The sequence below is a fragment of the Pseudophaeobacter sp. A-200-2 genome, assembly GCF_041008815.1.
GTDB lineage: Bacteria > Pseudomonadota > Alphaproteobacteria > Rhodobacterales > Rhodobacteraceae > Phycobacter > Phycobacter gallaeciensis_A.
This window is the reverse complement of record NZ_JAXGFU010000014.1, coordinates 1-15,368: the sequence shown is the minus strand read 5'-3', so window position 1 is coordinate 15,368 and position 15,368 is coordinate 1. Positions and strand designations below refer to the sequence as shown.

Genomic DNA, 15,368 nt, shown 5'->3' with positions numbered 1-15,368 from the left:
GCAGGCATTGCTACAGGCACACACCATCCGCCATCCATACCCCCAACGGCTAGAGAAACGGCCTCGGGAGACACCGCCCTTGATCCACGCTTCCCGTTCTCCTGTCATGCCGTTGTACTACCGTCCTACGACCACGGCGCGACGGTCGAAACGACCAAAATGGGATGAGGCCTGACAATCCCTCCCATGGAAAAGCCCATCACTCCCCCAACAATCCGGAGCGCCCGCCGAACGCCTGACCACGTTTTAAAACGCGCCAAACCGCCCTGCTGGCCTGCCTTGGCCTTATGGGCGCGCTTTCTTGCTTTTCCCTGTGTGGGGTAGCCTTGACGGGTGACATGCCGGAATGACCGCCCCGGAAATGGTCGGGTTGTTGTGGCAGACGCCAGTGGGTAATGCACTGATCTACCAGATCTCTGGCGGCATCGCCCCCTGTTAGCAGGTGCCCTCATACCCCGCATTGAGCCCTGGGTTTAACTGGGCGGCGGCACGATGACATTGTGGTCCCCGGCCCAAATTGGCCGTGTGCCAGAGATTGGGTAGATCTGGTTGCGTCCGCTGTTGGTCCTGCGACTGACCCGCGCCGCATTCTGGGTCGGCATTCTTGCGTCGCTGTGGCACCCGACGCGGTGTCCGGATCTTTCGAAACCTCAGCACAGCTTAGCCACCGGTTCGGGCAGACTGCGGCGCTCGTTGTGCCCCGCCTGATCCTGGTCGGCCACATCATGGCCTGGCTCCTGCTGGGAGGTCTGGCCGCCCTTTTCTCCACCTCCTATGGCTTGGCGCTTGTTTGCAAGCAGGCCCTGGCCGCAGGTCGTTCGCCCCCCCCCGCAGCAGCAAACAAATTGCATTTCATTCCGGCCATGCAGCGCGGCGATCGCAACGCGGTGCACCATCTGCCCTGCTCAATCATCGTAGAGGCTTTTGTGATCCTCCTCATTCTGATTGCATCAGCCTATCTGACCAATAGCCTCAGCCCGCCGGGATAAGGTCATGCAGGGAAGCAACTGATTCTGTTTCCCCGTAACCTCAGCCCCGTGCAGGATCTCTTTTGCGCTGAAACCTATCGAAAGCCCCCGATGTTTCGCCTCGCGATGTAGGGGCTCTCAAAAACGTGATCCAAAATCTGTATGTAGGAATCGGCCTTCCAAAAAACATTACACGAAATTGTGAATCTACGTTATTGAGCCGGCCCTATTTGCCCCCACTTGGTTTGGAAAAGATTTAGAAACGGCCAGTAGGTGTACTCAAAGACCTAAATAAAAGCGGAAAGTTACCTGCTCGCCCGCGAAACACCTTTTTGCTTTACACGAACAGAAGGCTTTGCCGAATAGATCAGGCAGGCGATCGAATACGGTGAGCCCAAAATCAATCGCGCTCTGATCTACTGGGAAACAAACACTAGTTCACCCCACGACGCCAAAGAACCCTAGTAGACTTTTTTCCCTTAAATTCAGCACCTTAAAAAACACTCGCAGCACACTTCAAACGGGATACCTGCGCGAATACCCACCTCAAAGGTGATTAAAGTTGTAATATAATTTTTCCACCTCAAACTTCACACCTTTGCGAAAGCATTAAGAGTCCCGAGCGCATTAATTATCGGGAACCCTCACCAGAAATAACGGAGCTCCCAAATGTCACTCAGAAAAACAATGTTTGCAGCCGCCACTTTTGCAGCGTTGCCATTTATTGCGCAGGCAGATCAGGGGGTAACCGCGAACAATGTCTCTTTTGCCCAGGTCGCGGCCTTTGAAGGTCCGGCGGCGGCTCTTGGCCAAGGTATGCGCCTGGGGATTAGCGCTGCGTTCGAAGAGGCAAACGCCGCAGGAGGCGTGCATGGCCGGACCCTGACATTGGACAGTATGGATGACGGCTATGAACCTGATCGCTCCGCGGCGCTGGTCAAATCGGTGGTGGATGCAAACGACCACATCGGGCTGATCGGCGCTGTCGGCACCCCGACGGCCTCTGCGACCCAACCGATCGCGACCGCGGCAAATGTACCATTTATTGGTCCTTTCACCGGCGCCGGCTTCCTGCGCGATGCAAGCCACGGCAACATCTTCAACGTGCGCGCGACCTATGCCACCGAAACCGAAGCATGGATTGAATACCTCGTCGACCAGCAGGGAATGAAATCCATCGCACTGCTCTATCAGGACGATGGATTTGGCCGGGTTGGCCTCGCGGGCGTGACCGCCGCCCTTGAAAAGCGTGGCATGACGCTTGCTGCGGAAGGCACCTATACGCGCAACACCACCGCCGTCAAAAAGGCCCTGCTTACCATCCGCAAGGCAAAGCCGGACGCGGTCGTCATGGTTGGCGCTTACAAACCCGTGGCGGAATTCATCAAGCTCTCGCGCAAACTGAAGCTCGACGCGACCTTCGTGAACATCTCCTTTGTGGGATCCGAAGCCCTGGCACAGGAGCTGGGCGATGAAGGCGAAGGCGTCATCATCAGCCAGGTCGTCCCCTTCCCGTGGGACAGCTCCATTCCGGTAGTGGCACAATACACCGAAGCCTTGAAAGCCTATGACGCCGCAGCCAAGCCGGGCTTCGTATCGCTCGAAGGATACATCGTCGGTCGTCTCGCCATCAAGGCGCTGAAGGATGCGGGCAAGGACCTGACCCGCGAAAGCTTCCTGGCGGCGCTGTCTGGCCTGTCCACGGTGGACCTTGGCGGCGCCAAGATGGTCTTTGGCGCCGACGACAACCAGGGCATGGATGACGTCTTTCTGACCCGGATCACCGCGGATGGTGGTTTTGCACCTGTCGTGCCGGGCGGCGGATCCTGATCTCCAAACGCGCGACCTCTGACCGCGCAAGATAGGCGCCTGCCCGATACGCGGGCAGGCGCAGACCAAAGTTTCATCGCAAAGGTGTCATCATGATCCGGGAACTGGGATCCACCCTCTTACGCCGTCTGAACGTGCTGTCGAGTATTCGGGGCAAAATCACGTTCATCCTGCTGACCTTCACAGTCGTGACCGGCGGCGCAGGATATCTTATCTATCAGTCGTTCGACCGTGTTTCGGCCAGCGTCGCGGAAATGACCTCCGACGATTTGCCGACGCTGGCGCAAAGCAACGGGCTGATTGCGGCCGCGTCCAAAACCAAAGATGCCATGGTCGGTGTGATGATCGCGCAAAACATCGCTGCCCTCTCGTCGGCGGCCTCCGAGGTCGAGACATCTCTGAGCGGCCTGCAGACCTCGATCGCAGCCCTGCCGCCAGAGGCCCAGGAAGAATTCGAGACCGCCCGCAGCCAGGTCGAAGGCACCCTGCTGACTTCCATTGAGGCCCGCGAGAATGTTTTTGAATACTCCGACCGCTTTGCCACTATGACCAAGGAATTGCAAAACATCGCCGCCGAGCTGCAGGTGGTTTTGCTTGAGACGGCAGACAATGCCTACTTCGATATCTCGATCAATGGCGAAGACACGATCTCCTCGATCGAGGAGACCATGTTCGATCTGGTCGAGAACAAGTTTGCCACGCTTCAGTCCCTGTTGGAAATTCGTGCCGAAATCAACCTGATGTCCGGCGCAGCCCTGGCCCTAACCACGACCCGGGACAGCGCCATGGTGTCGATCATCCGGGATATCGCGGTGTCCTCGAACGACCGGCTCACCGGATCGATAGAGGTTCTCAAGGGATCGGAAAATGGCCTCTCCGTCGTGGAAGAGCTCGATAGCGTCCTGAGTACGCTGAACACAGCAATCGCTGCCGCAGGCACCTTTCGGCAGGTCGAACGCGACGCAGTGCTAGAGGCGCGCCAGTCCGCTGACGTCGCCCTAGCCTCTGCTGTGGATGACATGGTCTTTGAGCTGACCATCGCCGCCGAAGATGCCAGCACCAACAACCGCGACACCATCCAGAGCCTTCTGGACAACGAGGTCGCCTTCATGAACACGCTGCTGGAAATCAACGCCAAACTGGGCGCCTTCCAGATCGAAGCCCTGAAGATCGCGACCTCTGCCACCGTCGAGCAGGCGAAGGCCAGCCAGAAGGCGTTGTCCGGAGCCGCCACGGCTCTGGCCGGATACCGGGACTTCGGCGACGGCATCCTTGCTGCTGGGCTGGACGGTCTTGCCGCGATGGCAGCGCCCGACACTGGCCTCGCCCATTTCCGCATTCAGTCACTGCTTGCCGATGGCACTGCGGTTCAGGCGGCAGATGACACTGCCAAGGCGGTGCTGGAAATTGCCGGTCTCGCCTCGCTAAGGGGCCGCGCCAGCCAAGACGCGATCACGGATCGGGCGGTCAATATCGCCGAGGATTCGACTGAGGTGAAAAGCAACCTGGTGACTCTCGCCTGGATGGGCGCGGCCTTCGTGTCCTGCGTGCTGGTACTCAATCACCTGCTGATCGTGCGTCCCCTCAACCGGATCAGCCTGACAACCGAACGGCTGTCGCAGGGCGATATGAGCCCGGTCACGGGTTTCGACCGCGCCAGCGACGAAATCGCCCGCATCGCCGGGGCGTTGAAAGTGTTCCGGGATGGATTGGTCGAAAAAGAGGAAATCGAACGCGTTGCAGCGGAAGAGCGCGCGGCGAACCAGGCCCAACAGACCGCAGCCGTGAACGCGGTGGGCACCGGGCTTGCGAATCTGTCGCGTGGTGATCTGACCTATCGGATCGAAGAGGAACTGACCGATGGCTATGCCCAGCTTAAGGACGATTTCAACAGAACCGCCGAGACGCTCAACCTAACGGTGGTGGATGTGGTCGCCGTAGCGGAATCGATCCGCAATGGGTCCAGCGAAATCAGCCAGGCCTCGGACGATCTCTCGCACCGTACCGAAAGCCAGGCTGCAACTCTGGAAGAAACCGCAGCCGCGCTTGAGGAATTAACGGCCAGCGTCCGCTCTGCCGCCGATGGCGCACGGGATGCAGCCACGACAACGCAGGATGCCCGGAGAGAGGCAACCGACAGCGGTGAAGTCGTGGAAAACACAGTCAAGGCGATGAAAGATATCGCGGATAGCTCTGACCAGATTGCCCAGATCATCGGCGTGATCGACGATATCGCCTTCCAAACCAACCTGCTGGCGCTGAACGCGGGGGTCGAAGCTGCACGCGCGGGTGATGCCGGCAAGGGCTTCGCGGTGGTGGCATCTGAGGTCCGCAGCCTGTCCCAGCGGACCGCCGATGCGGCTCATGAGATCAAGGTTTTGATTACCAAAAGCACCGAACAGGTCGGGCTTGGGGTCAAACTGGTTGACCAAGCCGGGCAAGCTCTCAGGAGCATTGTCGACCGGGTCTCGTATATCTCCAGCCTCGTTGGCAATATTGCGGACGGCACCAGCGAACAGGCGACTGGACTGTCCGAAGCCAACATCGCGGTGTCCCAACTGGATCAGGTCACCCAGCAGAACGCGGCCATGGTCGAACAAACCAACGCAGCGGGCCACTTGCTCAGCAGCGATGCCGAAAAACTGGCAACGCTGATGGGCGGGTTCACGGTGTCTTCTTCAGCGCATGTGGCCGGTGATATCCTGGAACTCCGAGAGGTTCCTCCGGACGAATGGCCCATGGCCCAGTCCGCCTGAGACACGCTTCTCCCGAGCAGCCCCGGATCCCTCCGGGGCTGTTTCCATTTCGCGGGAAGAAATCCCTTATGAGTAAGAACCGAGGGGAGAAGCGTAGGTGGCTGAAACCACACCGATGGGAAACGCCCCAAAGAGCAAAATTCTTAAACGAACGACCAAGCGTCCACTCTTCGTCATGCCCAGAATTTTTTTGAGAGATTTGAATGGCAGGGGCAGCAGGGTTCGAACCCGCGACCTACGGTTTTGGAGACCGTCGCTCTACCAACTGAGCTATACCCCTACGGTGCGGCAGTTCCTAAGCCACCACCGCACAGGAGGCAAGAGGGAAATGGCCGGAAATGCGGGGAAAGTCCTTCTCCTCTTCCTCTCCCTTTGCTGTCACGCCCGCATACAGGCCTTGTCATGCCCTGTGGGGTGGCAGCGGGCCATCCGGTGCTTTATGACAGAGCCAAAAGGACCCTGCCGTGAGCCTGAGAAAACGCATCGCAGACAGCCCGCGCTTCAACCGCACCATTGAGGGGCTGTTCGCCGCCTACGTCCGATTCGCCTATCGCACCTCGCGCTGGCAACGCAGCGGCTTCGAGGAGATGGACGCCTGCGTCAAACGCGGCGAGCCGGTCATATTTGTTCTGTGGCATCAGCGGCTGATCATGGCGCCCTACCTGTTCGATACCTCTTTGGGGCGCATCTGCGCCCTGACCTCGGCGGCGCGGGCCGGGCGGCTGGCCGGGCAAATCCTGGTTCGGCTTGGTTTCGAGACAATCCCGATGTCCAGCCACAAGCGCCACGTTGCCCTGTCGCGGGAGGTGCTGCGCCGCACCAAGGAAGGCTGTTCCATCGGGATCGCCGCCGACGGGCCGCGCGGTCCTGCCAGGATTTCCTCGGGCGTGCCGATCACCTGGGCCCGCATGACCGGCTGCCGTGTTTTCACCGTGGCCTTTGCGGAAAAGAAGGTCCTGAAGCTGCCCACCTGGGACAAGCAGATGCTGCCGCTACCGTTTTCCCGCGGTGTGCTGATCTGTCAGGAATGGCAGGAAACCGTTCCTAAGAAACCGACAGACGACGAAGCAGAGGCCCTGAGGCAAAGCCTTGAGCAGGCTCTGGACCAGATCACCGACAAGGCGGACCACGCCGCCGGGCGCGCGCCTGATCCGATCAAATCTGCCTGAGGCCAAACGGCTCCATTGGCAAAGCGGCGCCTGCCCTGCTCAGCTTTGTGCACATAGAAAAAGGGCCTCCCGAAGGAGGCCCTTTCCATCCGCAATCAGGAGACCTGGTTGCTCGATGATCTTCGACACAGTCTTTTTGGTGCGTCTCGAGATCATCGCGTTCAAACAAAAAGGGCGCCACTGGGGCGCCCTTTCCGTTTGATCATTCGCGAGTGCGAATTACTCGATGATTTTGGAAACAACGCCAGCGCCGACGGTGCGGCCGCCTTCGCGGATGGCGAAACGCAGACCGTCTTCCATCGCGATCGGGGCGATCAGTTCAACTTCGAACTTCAGGTTGTCGCCCGGCATCACCATCTCGGTGCCTTCCGGCAGGGTCACGGTGCCGGTCACGTCGGTGGTCCGGAAGTAGAACTGCGGACGGTAGTTCGCAAAGAACGGGGTGTGACGGCCACCTTCTTCTTTGGTCAGAATATATGCTTCTGCCTCGAATTTGGTGTGCGGGGTCACGGAGCCCGGCTTACACAGAACCTGACCACGCTCAACGCCGTCACGGTCAACGCCACGCAGCAGCGCGCCGATGTTGTCGCCGGCTTCGCCGCGGTCCAGCAGCTTGCGGAACATCTCAACACCGGTGCAGGTGGTTTTCTTGGTGTCGTGGATGCCGACGATTTCGATTTCGTCGCCAACGTTGATCACGCCACGCTCAACACGGCCGGTCACAACGGTACCACGACCGGAGATCGAGAACACGTCTTCGATCGGCATCAGGAACGGCAGGTCAACGGCACGCTCGGGGGTCGGGATGTACTCATCCACAGCCGCCATCAGTTCCTTGATTTTGTTTTCGCCGATTTCCGGGTCACGGCCTTCCATCGCCGCCAGAGCGGAACCTGCGATGATCGGGATATCGTCGCCCGGGAAGTCGTAGGACGACAGCAGTTCGCGGATTTCCATCTCGACGAGCTCGAGCAGCTCTTCGTCGTCGACCTGGTCAACCTTGTTCATGAACACGACCAGCGCCGGAACGCCAACCTGACGCGCCAGCAGGATGTGCTCGCGGGTCTGGGGCATCGGGCCGTCAGCTGCGTTCACAACCAGGATCGCGCCGTCCATCTGCGCCGCACCGGTGATCATGTTCTTCACATAGTCAGCGTGGCCGGGGCAGTCGACGTGTGCGTAGTGGCGGTTCTCGGTCTCGTATTCCACGTGGGCGGTCGAGATGGTGATGCCGCGGGCTTTTTCTTCCGGTGCGCCGTCGATCTGGTCGTAGGCTTTGAAGTCACCGAAGTATTTGGTGATCGCTGCGGTCAGCGTGGTTTTGCCGTGGTCAACGTGGCCAACGGTGCCGATGTTGACGTGCGGTTTATTACGCTCAAACTTTTCCTTAGCCATTCTCTTGGCGCCCTTTTGAAATGTGGGGTCCCTATGCGACCCGGTTTCCTCTGCGCGCGCCGATTATTTGGTTTACGCGCAAAAATCAACCCGTTCCTGCTTGACAGTCGTGGATTTGGCAAACTTCGTCCGGATTGATGTGGTTTCGCACCCCGGAGCGGGGCAATGCCCTACTCGGCGGCCTCGGCCCGCAGATCGAACCAGCCGTTTTCCTTGTGCTGTTCGGCCATCCATTCTTCCACCGCATCGGCGATATTCAGCGACAATCCGGCGATCTGTTCTTCCTTGGTCCGGCTGTGGCCCGAGCCGACAATCGCGCTTTCGCCTGTGGTGTCCTCGAAGATCTCCATCTGATGCTTGTCGGCAAGGAACTCTTCCTTTTCCACGTCGTAGACAAAGACATTCACAACCGCGACGCTTTTGGGATTGAACAGCACCGGCACCCCCGGCGGCGCCAGCATGAAGCCCTCAAGGGTCACGGCAACGTCGTACTCCTGCGGCCCGTCATAGCGGCGCAGGCGGGCTTCCAGCGCTGTTTTCATCGGCTCGATCCACTCCGATTGCTCCGCAGCACGGGACATCGGCCATTTAAGCGCTTTTTCGGCATAAACATGGGCAACCCGCACCCGGAAGGCACCCAGATCCTCGGGTGGTTCGTCCAACAGCGTTTCAGTGCAGGCCGAAAGCAGCGCAAAAAGGCCCAGAAAGGCAAGAAGTCGGGTCATTCCATTTCCCTTGTATGAAGCTGGTGTATGAGGCCGGTCGCGCACAGATAGGCAGAGCCGCGCGCGCCGGTAAAGACGCGCGTCAGCAACACCGACGGCAGGTGGCAAAGGGGGCACAGATTTTCCGCGCCCCGCACCATCACTTGAATTTATAATTCCGCGGGAAGCCATAGGGCGGACGCTTGCCGACACCGGCGCGTTTGCCCAGCCATTGGCTCAGGTCCGTTTCATGGCGGGTCTTGCCGCCGCCCATTTCCCATGTCAGGCCATCATCCCAGTTGAAGGTGGTGACATCGCTAAGACCACCATCCAACTCCAGCGAGCCCTGCTTGCCGCGCGCCATATTGTACTTTTGCAGACGCACGCCCTTGCCACGGGACAGTTCTGGCATTTCCTCGACCGAGAAGACCAGGAACTTGCCGTTTTCCGAAACCACAGCCACGTGATCGCCAGTCACCGGCACACAGATTCGCGCCTGTTCGTCCTCCTTGACGTTCAGCACCTGCTTGCCGCCACGCGTCTGCGCCACGATGTCCTTTTCGGCGCAGATGAACCCGTTGCCCGCAGAAGAGGCGACCAGCAGCCGTCCTTCGGGGTTGTGGATCAGGATATCGACGATCTCAACCTCGTTGGGCAGGTCCACCATCAGGCGCACCGGTTCCCCCATGCCGCGGCCACCGGGCAGCGTTGCGGCGCTGACCGTATAGAATCGCCCGTTGCTGCCAAAGACCAGCAGCCGATCGGTGGTTTCCGCGTGGAAGATGAAACGCGGCCCGTCGCCGTCCTTGAACTTCAGCTCGCGCTTCAGGTCGATGTGACCGGTCATCGCCCTGATCCAGCCCATCTGCGAGCAGACCACGGTGATCGGTTCGCGGTCGATCATCGCCTCCAGCGGCACCTCTTCGACCTCACCCGCCTCAGCGAACCGGGTGCGGCGGGCGCCGCCTTCGTAGTTCTTGCCGAACTGCTTTTTGGTTTCCCGCAGTTGTTCGGTGATCCGGGTCCATTGCAGCTCTTCCGACCCCAGCAATTCCACCAGCCCGGCACGTTCCTCGCGCAGGGCGTCGCGTTCGCGGGTCAGTTCGATCTCTTCCAGCTTCCGCAAAGAGCGCAGCCGCATGTTGAGAATCGCCTCGGCCTGAACCTCGGACAGCTCTCCGGTGCCCGCACCGGGTGTTTTGTAGTCCGCCTCGTCATAGGCGCGCGGGTGATCCTTCGACCAATCCTCCCGCATCAGAGCGGCCTTGGGGTCCTCATCATAGCGGATGATGTCGATCACCCGATCGAGGTTGAGGAAGGCGATGATGAAACCGTCCAGAACCTCCAGCCGGTGGTCGATCTTGGCCATCCGATGGCGCGAGCGGCGCTGCAGCACGTCGCGGCGGTGATCAAGGAAGGCGCGCAGCACCTCTTTCATCGAGCAGACCTTGGGCGTGACCCCGTCGATCAGCACGTTCATGTTGAGCGAAAAGCGCAGTTCCAGATCGGAGTTGCGGTAAAGCATGCCCATCAGCACATCCGGGTCGACGTTCTTGGAGCGCGGCTCCAGCACGATGCGGATGTCATCGGCGCTCTCGTCCCGCACATCGCCGAGAATCGGCACCTTCTTGGTCTGGATCAGCTCGGCGATCTTTTCGATTAGCTTAGATTTCTGGACCTGATAAGGAATTTCGGTGACCACGATCTGCCACTGACCCCGGCCAAGGTCCTCGACCTCGTGGGTGGCGCGCAGCCGGAAGGAGCCACGCCCGGTGCGATAGGCCTTAGCGATGTTTTCCTGTGGCTCGACGATCACCCCGCCAGTCGGGAAATCCGGCCCCGGCACGTATTTCAACAGGGTATCATCATCGGCGCCGGGCGCCTTGATCAAGTGGATACAGGCGTCGATCAGCTCGGCAATGTTATGCGGCGGAATATTGGTCGCCATGCCCACCGCAATACCGCTGGCCCCATTGGCCAGAATGTTCGGAAAGGTCGCGGGCAGCACCGCCGGTTCGGTCAGGCGGCCATCGTAGTTGTCGCGGAAATCGACGGCGTCCTCGTTCAGACCATCCAGCATCGCCTCGGCGACAAAGGTCATGCGCGCCTCGGTATAGCGCGAGGCCGCCGGGTTATCCCCATCGATATTGCCGAAGTTGCCCTGACCGTCGACAAGCGGGTAGCGGACGTTGAAATCCTGCGCCAGACGCGCCATCGCATCATAGATCGCCGCGTCGCCGTGGGGGTGGAAATCCCCCATGGTGTCGCCGGAAATCTTCGCCGATTTCAGAAAGCCTCCAGTCGAATTCAACCGCAACCGGTTCATCGCATAAAGAATGCGCCGATGCACCGGCTTCAGCCCGTCACGCGCATCGGGCAGCGCCCGGTGCATGATCGTGCTCAGCGCATAGGTCAGGTAACGCTCGCCAATGGCGCGGCGCAGCGGTTCCAGCACTTCGCCGTTCTGCGGCGCGGAGGGGAGGTCGGGGTCTTCTACCAAGTCACTCATTCCGTGGTAATACTGCCCCCATGTGCCGCGGTAAAGCGGCGCGTTGTCCTCCCCCAGCCCGGATTTTCCCCCTTGGCACCACTTGGGGGAGAAGAAATCGGACTCTCCCCTGTGTTTACGATCCTTTTTCACCTAGGCTTAAACCCGCGCAGCCTAATGTTCTGGCGTCAGTGCCACAGGGTCGAACAGCAAGATTCGGCCGCCACCGCCCACGAACGATGCCGCAGGGGCATCTGCCTCGGGCTGTCGTTAAATATTGCTATTTTCCGGGGGACCACGCCATGTCGCGCTTTGTTCTGGCGTCTTTTGCCTTCCTTGGCTGGGGGTTCTATGAGCTCAGCGGCGGGGCGGATTTTACGCCGCCGCAACGGCCTGTGGTGGAAAAGAGCGCGGCCACGGACCCCGCAGACAGCCCGGCCAAACCCGCAACACCCCGCAATGAGATAACCGTCACCGCAAGCTCTCTGGTGACCCGGACGTCTCTTGATCAGCGACACAAGGCCCTGGCGCAGGCACGTGCCGCTGGCCAGCAGGGCCTATCCCCCAATCAGGGCGCCCAAGAGACCGAGACCGCCGCTGCCAAGGATGGCACAGCCGCGTTAAGCGCCACCTCCCCCCGCGAGACCGCCAGCCCCCCGGGCACCACACCATCCGTTACATCCCGGACCTCTGCGGCGCGGGTGATCTCCGCCGGCCTGGACACCGGAGGAATGCAACTTGCCTCGCTTGAAGAGGGCCTTGGCGGCGGGATGCAACTCAGCTTGCAAGGTCTGGGCACAACTCAGGCACCTTTGGCGGCCGCCACCAACCACCCCCCGGCGACAGGCACGGCTTTGCTTGCCCCTGGGCTGACGGAAGACCCCGAAACGGACAAACGCAGCATCCGGGCCGCGCGGGTCAATATGCGGCAGGGGCCGGGCACCGCCTATCCGATCATCACCCGCCTGCTGGCCGGGGACGAAGTGATCGTGATCGGGGACAGCGGCACCGGCTGGCTGCATCTGCGCACCCCGGACAATGAACATTTTGGCTGGATCGCCGCTTCACTGGTCAGTCAAAAGGCCCCATAACTGCGCTGGCGCGGGTATCCCCCGCGCAGATGCAACGGGGGCAATATGCAAAAAACCATCCTGATTACGGGCTGTTCTTCGGGCATCGGACTGGATGCGGCGCGCGGCATGCGGGATCGCGGCTGGCGGGTCTTTGCCTCCTGCCGCCAGCAGCAAGACTGCGACCGGATGCGCGATGAAGGTTTTGACAGCCCGCTGATCGACTACACCCGGCCAGACACCATCACGGACGGGCTGAAGCAGGTGCTGACCGCAACCGGCGGGGGCCTTGATGTGCTGTTCAACAACGGCGCGCACGGGCTGCCCGGCGCAGTCGAGGATCTGCCGACCGAGGCGTTGCGTGACATCTTCGAAAGCAATTTCTTCGGCTGGCACGAGCTGACACGTCAGGTGCTGCCGGTGATGCGGGCGCAAGGCCATGGGCGCATCGTGCAGAACTCGTCCATTCTGGGTCTGGTGACCTTCCCGTGGCGCGGCGCCTATGTGGCAACCAAATACGCCATCGAAGGGCTGACGGATACGCTCCGGATCGAACTGACGGACACCAACATCCATGTGATCCTGATCGAGCCCGGCCCGGTGACATCGAAGATTCGCGAAAACTCTATCCCGCATTTCGAACGCTACGTGGATTGGCGCGCCTCACCCCTGCGCGCCCGTTATGAGGAGAGCCTGCTGAAACGGCTTTACGAAAGCAAAGGCCCCGACCGGTTCGAACTCCCAGCCTCGGCGGTGACGGCGAAACTGATCCATGCCTGCGAGTCGCCTCGCCCCAGCCCGCGCTATTACGTAACCACGCCGACCCATATCGCGGGCTTCCTGCGCCGGATTTTGCCAACCCGGTCAATTGACCGCATCCTGGCGCGGCTTAGATAGCGGATTCGCGGTCGCCATCCGCCCATGCAGGCGATAGACCGGGGCAACGCAAATGCGAAGGAGCAAGAGCAATGGGTGATCCGCTCTATATTCTGGCCATCCTGGCCATGGCGGCCGTGGTGATCGTTCTGGTGATCGGCCTTGGTGGCTTTGGTAAAGGCGGCGCCTTCAACCACAAGTATGGCAACAAGATGATGCGCCTCCGGCTGCTGTTCCAGTTCATTGCCGTTGTACTGGTGGCCGCCTATGTCTACCTGCGCAATCAGGGAGTTTAAGAAATCATGGTTGTTCTGAACAAGATTTACACCCGCACCGGTGACAAGGGCGATACGGCTCTGGGCAATGGTGACCGGGTTGCGAAACATTCGGCCCGGGTCACCGCCTATGGCACCTCGGACGAGTTGAACGCCTTTGTCGGCGTTGCCCGTCTTGAGGCCTCAGGTGAAATGGATGCCGCCCTTGCCCGCATCCAGAACGACCTTTTCGATCTGGGGGCCGACCTTTGCCGCCCGGACATGGATAAGGACGGCGAATCGGAATACCCGCCGCTGCGCATGGTGCCCAGTCAGGTCGACCGGCTCGAAGCCGAGATCGATGTGATGAACAAAGAGCTGGCGCCGCTGCGCAGTTTTGTTTTGCCAGGCGGGTCGAAACTGGCTGCCCATCTGCACGTCTGCCGCACCGTGGCGCGCCGCGCTGAACGCCTGGCCACCGAGCTTGCCACCGAAGAAGACGTGAATCCGGCAGCGGTCAAATATCTCAACCGCCTGTCCGACTGGTTTTTCGTCGCCTCCCGCGCCGCCAATGACAATGGCGATCTGGATGTGCTCTGGGTTCCGGGCGCCAACCGCTGACCCCCGGATCATCGCCTCTGCGAATCGCAGGGGCCCAAGACATGCCCCGGCGACAACGCCGGGGTGGAAATCTGCCGTGGCGGCAGGCAGGGGCGCTTGCGAAACATTCTTGCAAAAATGATGCGCCAAACACGCGGACGCGACGTCCGGGGCCGCTAACATGACGATTTTTCACTGTTGCCCGCACCACTGACCCGGTATCAACGGCGCGAGAGCATGGAGGCCCGCCGTCCCCACGGCAGGCCGTTTGTTAAGGAGAGAACGCAAAATGAAGGTACTCGTGCCTGTCAAACGCGTGATTGACTATAACGTGAAGGTCCGCGTCAAAGCGGACGGAAGCGGTGTCGATCTCGCCAACGTCAAAATGTCGATGAACCCCTTTGACGAAATCGCCGTCGAAGAGGCCATTCGCCTGAAAGAAGCCGGTAAGGCGGATGAGGTCGTTGCGGTCTCGATCGGCGTAAAACAGGCACAGGAAACCCTGCGCACCGCGCTGGCCATGGGCGCAGACCGCGCCATCCTGGTTGTCGCCGCCGATGACGTGCACACCGATATCGAACCGCTGGCCGTGGCCAAGATCCTCGCCAAGGTCGTCGAGGAAGAGCAGCCCGGTCTGGTGCTCGCAGGCAAGCAGGCGATCGACAACGACATGAACGCCACCGGTCAGATGCTGTCCGCACTGCTGGGTTGGTCGCAGGGCACCTTTGCCTCCGAAGTCGACATCGACGGCGACACCGCCAAGGTCACCCGCGAGGTAGACGGCGGTCTGCAGACCATCTCTGTCAAGATGCCCGCCATCGTCACCGTGGACCTGCGCCTCAACGAGCCGCGCTATGCCTCGCTGCCGAACATCATGAAAGCGAAGAAAAAGCCGCTGGACGAGAAAACCGCTGCCGATTACGGCGTCGATGTCTCCCCGCGTCTCGAGATCGTCTCCACCACCGAACCGCAGGCCCGCTCGGCTGGCATCATGGTCGGTTCGGTTGACGAACTGGTTGCAAAACTCAAAGAAGCGGGGGCTGTGTAATGGCTGTTCTTCTCCTTGCTGAAGTGAACAATGGCGAACTGGCGATGGACGCCACCGCCAAGGCTGTCTCCGCCTCCAAGGCGCTGGGTGATGTGACCGTGCTTTGTGCCGGTGCATCGGCTGCTGCCGCAGGCGACGCTGCTGCCAAGATCGACGGCGTGGCCAAGGTGCTGGTCGCCGAGGATGCCTCGCTGGGTCACCGCCTGGCCG

General features: G+C 60.5%; 13 protein-coding genes and 1 tRNA gene. 10 read left to right on the top strand and 4 right to left on the bottom strand.

The features are described 5' to 3' along the window. Nucleotides 1–629: 629 nt before the first annotated feature. The 3 genes from SM766_RS18525 (at nt 630) to SM766_RS18515 (ending at nt 5,554) form a co-directional block, all read left to right on the top strand. Complete coding sequence (locus SM766_RS18525; protein ID WP_368948743.1) at nt 630–989, top strand: CopD family protein; 360 nt, start codon at nt 630–632, stop codon at nt 987–989. A 648-nt stretch (nt 990–1,637) separates the two neighbouring features. Continuing rightward, complete coding sequence (locus SM766_RS18520) at nt 1,638–2,798, top strand: ABC transporter substrate-binding protein (protein ID WP_368948742.1); 1,161 nt, start codon at nt 1,638–1,640, stop codon at nt 2,796–2,798. A 92-nt stretch (nt 2,799–2,890) separates the two neighbouring features. Continuing rightward, complete coding sequence (locus tag SM766_RS18515; RefSeq protein WP_368948741.1) at nt 2,891–5,554, top strand: methyl-accepting chemotaxis protein; 2,664 nt, start codon at nt 2,891–2,893, stop codon at nt 5,552–5,554. Nucleotides 5,555–5,758: 204 nt separating this feature from the next. Here the strand turns inward: SM766_RS18515 and SM766_RS18510 are convergent. Beyond that, nucleotides 5,759–5,834, bottom strand: a tRNA-Trp gene (locus SM766_RS18510). 184 nt (nt 5,835–6,018) lie between these two features. Here SM766_RS18510 and SM766_RS18505 point away from each other — a divergent pair. Beyond that, entirely contained in the window at nt 6,019–6,723 is a 705-nt protein-coding gene (locus SM766_RS18505; RefSeq protein ID WP_368948740.1) for a lysophospholipid acyltransferase family protein, read from the top strand. A gap of 219 nt (nt 6,724–6,942) precedes the next feature. On the opposite strand, the gene tuf is transcribed toward SM766_RS18505, so the two are convergent. The 3 genes from tuf to SM766_RS18490 all read right to left on the bottom strand — a co-directional run bounded on the left by tuf (nt 6,943) and on the right by SM766_RS18490 (nt 11,331). Continuing rightward, nucleotides 6,943–8,118 (bottom strand): elongation factor Tu, encoded by a 1,176-nt coding sequence (gene tuf / locus SM766_RS18500; protein WP_065271478.1) that lies wholly within the window; start codon nt 8,116–8,118, stop codon nt 6,943–6,945. 170 nt (nt 8,119–8,288) lie between these two features. Further along, a complete protein-coding gene (locus tag SM766_RS18495) occupies nt 8,289–8,843 on the bottom strand; it encodes a hypothetical protein (protein WP_368948739.1) in 555 nt (184 codons plus the stop codon). A 139-nt stretch (nt 8,844–8,982) separates the two neighbouring features. Then, complete coding sequence (locus SM766_RS18490; RefSeq protein ID WP_368948738.1) at nt 8,983–11,331, bottom strand: DNA topoisomerase IV subunit A; 2,349 nt, start codon at nt 11,329–11,331, stop codon at nt 8,983–8,985. Between the two features lie 281 nt (nt 11,332–11,612). Between SM766_RS18490 and SM766_RS18485 the strand changes: the two genes are divergently transcribed. From SM766_RS18485 to SM766_RS18460, 6 genes are all read left to right on the top strand, one after another. Further along, complete coding sequence (locus SM766_RS18485; protein ID WP_368948736.1) at nt 11,613–12,401, top strand: SH3 domain-containing protein; 789 nt, start codon at nt 11,613–11,615, stop codon at nt 12,399–12,401. A 45-nt stretch (nt 12,402–12,446) separates the two neighbouring features. Further along, nucleotides 12,447–13,277, top strand: a complete 831-nt coding sequence (locus SM766_RS18480) for an SDR family NAD(P)-dependent oxidoreductase (RefSeq protein WP_368948735.1) — start codon at nt 12,447–12,449, stop codon at nt 13,275–13,277. Nucleotides 13,278–13,348: 71 nt separating this feature from the next. Continuing rightward, nucleotides 13,349–13,552 carry a twin transmembrane helix small protein gene (locus SM766_RS18475; protein ID WP_274834408.1) on the top strand — a complete coding sequence of 68 codons (204 nt, stop codon included), beginning with the start codon at nt 13,349–13,351 and terminating at the stop codon, nt 13,550–13,552. 6 nt (nt 13,553–13,558) lie between these two features. Continuing rightward, nucleotides 13,559–14,131, top strand: a complete 573-nt coding sequence (locus SM766_RS18470) for a cob(I)yrinic acid a,c-diamide adenosyltransferase (RefSeq protein WP_274834407.1) — start codon at nt 13,559–13,561, stop codon at nt 14,129–14,131. Between the two features lie 268 nt (nt 14,132–14,399). Continuing rightward, entirely contained in the window at nt 14,400–15,158 is a 759-nt protein-coding gene (locus tag SM766_RS18465; protein ID WP_368948734.1) for an electron transfer flavoprotein subunit beta/FixA family protein, read from the top strand. After that, nucleotides 15,158–15,368 (top strand): adenine nucleotide alpha hydrolase family protein (locus SM766_RS18460; protein WP_490363372.1); only part of this gene is annotated, 211 nt, incomplete at its 3' end. The genes SM766_RS18465 and SM766_RS18460, both read left to right, overlap by 1 nt.

What these genes read in the sequence shown, in the direction of transcription:
- SM766_RS18520 (WP_368948742.1), top strand. Translation starts at nt 1,638, where the DNA reads ATGTCACTCAGAAAAACAATGTTTGCAGCCGCCACTTTTGCAGCGTTG.
- SM766_RS18515 (WP_368948741.1), top strand. Translation starts at nt 2,891, where the DNA reads ATGATCCGGGAACTGGGATCCACCCTCTTACGCCGTCTGAACGTGCTG.
- tuf (WP_065271478.1), bottom strand. Translation starts at nt 8,118, where the DNA reads ATGGCTAAGGAAAAGTTTGAGCGTAATAAACCGCACGTCAACATCGGC.
- SM766_RS18495 (WP_368948739.1), bottom strand. Translation starts at nt 8,843, where the DNA reads ATGACCCGACTTCTTGCCTTTCTGGGCCTTTTTGCGCTGCTTTCGGCC.
- SM766_RS18490 (WP_368948738.1), bottom strand. Translation starts at nt 11,331, where the DNA reads ATGAGTGACTTGGTAGAAGACCCCGACCTCCCCTCCGCGCCGCAGAAC.
- SM766_RS18485 (WP_368948736.1), top strand. Translation starts at nt 11,613, where the DNA reads ATGTCGCGCTTTGTTCTGGCGTCTTTTGCCTTCCTTGGCTGGGGGTTC.
- SM766_RS18480 (WP_368948735.1), top strand. Translation starts at nt 12,447, where the DNA reads ATGCAAAAAACCATCCTGATTACGGGCTGTTCTTCGGGCATCGGACTG.
- SM766_RS18475 (WP_274834408.1), top strand. Translation starts at nt 13,349, where the DNA reads ATGGGTGATCCGCTCTATATTCTGGCCATCCTGGCCATGGCGGCCGTG.
- SM766_RS18470 (WP_274834407.1), top strand. Translation starts at nt 13,559, where the DNA reads ATGGTTGTTCTGAACAAGATTTACACCCGCACCGGTGACAAGGGCGAT.
- SM766_RS18465 (WP_368948734.1), top strand. Translation starts at nt 14,400, where the DNA reads ATGAAGGTACTCGTGCCTGTCAAACGCGTGATTGACTATAACGTGAAG.